Source organism: Geomonas sp. (assembly GCF_035254065.1).
GTDB lineage: Bacteria > Desulfobacterota > Desulfuromonadia > Geobacterales > Geobacteraceae > Geomonas.
The window spans coordinates 1-3,738 of sequence record NZ_DATFBA010000088.1 but is presented as its reverse complement, the minus strand read 5'-3'; the positions used below and the strand labels follow the sequence as shown (position 1 = coordinate 3,738).

Below are 3,738 nucleotides of genomic sequence, written 5' to 3'. Positions count from 1 at the left end.
TGCGCGGCCCGCAGGCCACGATGTACGCGGCGCGGCCCTGGACGATCCGCCAGTACGCCGGCTTCTCGACCGCCGAGGAGTCCAACGCGTTCTATCGCGCGAACCTCGCCGCCGGGCAGATGGGTCTCTCGGTCGCCTTCGACCTCGCCACCCACCGCGGCTACGACTCCGATCACCCGCGCGTGGTCGGTGACGTCGGCAAGGCAGGGGTCGCCATCGACTCCATCCTCGACATGGAGATCCTGTTCAAGGACATCCCGCTGGGCGACGTCTCGGTCTCCATGACCATGAACGGCGCGGTGCTCCCCATCCTGGCCCTCTACATCGTGGCCGCCGAGGAGCAGGGTGTCACCCAGGACAAGCTGGCCGGCACCATCCAGAACGACATCCTCAAGGAATTCATGGTGCGCAACACCTACATCTACCCGCCGGCACCCTCCATGCGCATCATCGCCGACATCATCGAGTACACCAGCCAGCACATGCCGAAGTTCAACTCGATCTCCATCTCCGGCTACCACATCCAGGAGGCGGGCGCCAACAACGTGCAGGAGCTGGCCTTCACCCTGGCCGACGGCATCGAGTACGTCAAGGCGGCCATGGCCAAGGGGCTGGCGGTCGACCAGTTCGCCCCCAGGCTCTCCTTCTTCTTCGCCATCGGCATGAACTTCTTCATGGAGGTCTCCAAGCTGCGCGCAGCCCGCTTCCTGTGGGCCGAACTGATGTCGCAGTTCAACCCCAAGAACCCGCTCTCCATGGCGCTCCGCACCCACTGCCAGACCTCCGGCTGGAGCCTCACCGAGCAGGACCCCTACAACAACGTGATCAGGACCACCATCGAGGCGATGGCGGCCGTCCTGGGGGGCACCCAGTCCCTGCACACCAACGCCCTCGACGAGGCGATCGCGCTCCCCACCGACCACTCGGCCCGCATCGCACGCAACACCCAGTTGGTTATCCAGGAGGAAACTGGTATAACGAAAGTGGTCGACCCCTTGGGCGGCTCCTACTACGTGGAGACCCTGACCAACTCGCTGATCACCGAGGCCAGGAAGCTGATCGACGAGATCGAGGCGCTGGGCGGCATGACCAAGGCCATCGAGTCCGGCATGCCCAAGCTGAAGATCGAGGAGTCGGCGGCCAGGAAGCAGGCCTGCATCGACACCGGCAAGGACGTCATCGTCGGCGTCAACAAGTACCGGCTGGCCCAGGAAACGCCCATCGAGGTGCTGGATATCGACAACACCGCGGTGCGCGAGGCGCAGATCGCCCGCCTGAAGAAGCTTCGCTCCGAGCGTAACGACGCCGACTGCAAGGCCGCCCTGGACGCGGTCACCAGGGTCGCCGAGGGGGGCGAGGGGAACCTCTTGGCCGCCTGCATCGAGGCAGCCAGGAAGCGCGCCTCGGTGGGCGAGATCTCCGACGCCATGGAGAAGGTCTTCGGCCGCCACAAGGCGGAAATCAAACTCGTTTCGGGGGTATACGGAAGAGTGTGCGAAGAAAACGCTGATTTTGAAAAGGTCCGCAAGGAGATCAACGAGTTCGCGGAAGCGGAAGGGCGGCGTCCCCGCATGCTGATCGCCAAGATGGGTCAGGACGGCCATGACCGCGGCGCCAAGGTGGTCGCCACCGCCTACGCCGACGCGGGCTTCGACGTCGACATGGGACCGCTCTTCCAGACCCCGGAGGAGACCGCCAAGATGGCGGTGGAGAACGACGTCCACGTGGTGGGTGTCTCCTCCCTGGCGGCCGGCCACAAGACGCTGGTCCCCCAGCTGATCGCCGAGCTGAAGAAGCTCGACGCCGAGGAGATCGTGGTGGTCTGCGGCGGGGTCATCCCGCGCCAGGACTACGACGAGCTCTACGCCGCCGGCGCCTCCTGCATCTTCGGACCCGGGACTCCCATCACCAAGTCGGCCAAGGAAACCCTCGAGGCCATTAAAAGGAAGAGATCGGCCTGATGGATCTGCAGACCCTTGCGGAGAACATCCGTGCCGGTAAGATCAGGGCCCTGGGCAAAGGGATCACCCTGATAGAGAGCAAAAAGGCGGAGCATGCCCAGCAGGCCGACGCGCTTTTGGACATGCTCCTCCCTTACACGGGGAACACGCTGCGGATCGGCATCACCGGGGTCCCCGGGGTAGGGAAGAGCACCTTCATCGAGTCCTTCGGCAGTTACCTCACCGAGCGCGGCCACAAGGTAGCCGTGCTCGCCATCGATCCCTCCTCGCAGATCACCGGCGGCAGCATCCTGGGAGACAAGACCAGGATGGAGGAGCTCTCTCGCGATCCCAACGCCTTCATCAGGCCCTCGCCCGCAGGCGACACCCTGGGGGGCGTGGCGCGCCGCACCCGCGAGACCATGCTCTTGTGCGAGGCGGCAGGCTACGACGTGGTCATCGTGGAGACGGTGGGGGTAGGGCAGTCCGAGACCACCGTGGCCTCCATGGTCGACTTCTTCATGCTCTTGCAGCTGGCCACCGCCGGTGACGAGCTGCAGGGGATCAAGAAGGGGGTCATGGAGCTTGCCGACGCCATCGTCATCAACAAGGCCGACATCGATCCCATGAAGACCGAGCTCGCCCGGCAGCAGTACCTGAACGCGCTGCACATCCTGCGCCCCAAGAGCTACAACTGGCAGGTGCCGGTGCAGACGGTGAGCGCCTTGCGGCACGAGGGGATCGAGGAGGTCTGGGAGATGCTCTGCGAGTTCCGCACCACCATGGATCGCACCGGAGAGCGGTGCGAAAACCGCCGCAAACAGGCGGTGGAGTGGATGTGGTCCATGCTGATGGACGACCTGAAGACCCTTTTCCTCAGCAACGGGCAGGTAGCCTCGCTGCTTGGCGAGGTCGAGCAGGCGGTTATCCTCGGCTCCACCACTCCTTCGGCAGCCTCTCGCAGGCTGCTGCAGACCTTCAGGCGCTACGAGTGCGTGGACTGACGGCAGAGAAATAAGCGGAAATGGAAAGGCCAGCACTCCTAAGGTAGTGCTGGCCTTTCTGGTATCTTATTACCTCATCCCTCTTTGCCAACTCCCCCTCGCCCTGTGGGAGAGGGCCGGGGTGAGGGTAGCCTCGTATCTTCGTGGAAAGTTCCCTCACCCTAACCCTCTCCCGGAGGGAGAGGGGACTGCTGACGGGAGCGGGGATGAGCAAATACAGACAACGGGAGAAAGGTACGGCCGAGGGGGCTGACATCACGCCAGCAACTCCGCCGCCATCTGCAGGCAGTGCGGGGCCGTCAGCAGTTCCTGTCCCGCCACAAACGACATGAACTCCGCCGGGGGGAGCGGGGGGCAGAAGAGATGGCCCTGCACCTCGTGACAGCCGTTTTCCCTCAGGCAGGCCAACTGCTCCTCTTTCTCCACTCCCTCGGCGACCACCTTCAGGTTCAGGCTTCTGGCCATGGCGATGATGGCGAAGACGATGGCCTTGTCGTCGCGGCTGTGCGAGACGTTGTTGATGAAGGAGCGATCGATCTTCAGGCAGTCGATGGAGAAGCTTTTCAGGTTGGCGAGCGAGGAGTAGCCGGTACCGAAGTCATCGATGGAGATGCGGATACCCATGGCCTTGAGGGCGCGCAAGGTCTCTCCCGCGTCATCCACGTTGTGCATCACGGCGCTCTCTGTTACCTCCAGCTCCAGGTATTCCGGTTTCACCCGCGTCTCTTCGAGGATCTGCGCGATCATGCCGGGAAGGTGCTGGCCTCGCAGCTGCCAGGCGGAGACGTTTACTG

General features: G+C 63.8%; 3 protein-coding genes. 2 read left to right on the top strand and 1 reads right to left on the bottom strand.

The genetic code is table 11. The features are described 5' to 3' along the window. Together scpA and meaB are read left to right on the top strand one after the other, a co-directional pair. A partial coding sequence (gene scpA, locus VJ604_RS04580) for a methylmalonyl-CoA mutase (RefSeq protein ID WP_324080201.1) occupies positions 1 to 1,961 on the top strand: 1,961 nt, incomplete at its 5' end. Beyond that, positions 1,961 to 2,944, top strand: a complete 984-nt coding sequence (gene meaB / locus VJ604_RS04575) for a methylmalonyl Co-A mutase-associated GTPase MeaB (RefSeq protein WP_324080200.1) — start codon at positions 1,961 to 1,963, stop codon at positions 2,942 to 2,944. The genes scpA and meaB, both read left to right, overlap by 1 nt. A gap of 255 nt (positions 2,945 to 3,199) precedes the next feature. Here the strand turns inward: meaB and VJ604_RS04570 are convergent. Continuing rightward, on the bottom strand, positions 3,200 to 3,738 hold a 539-nt coding region (locus tag VJ604_RS04570; protein WP_324080199.1), incomplete at its 5' end, for an EAL domain-containing protein.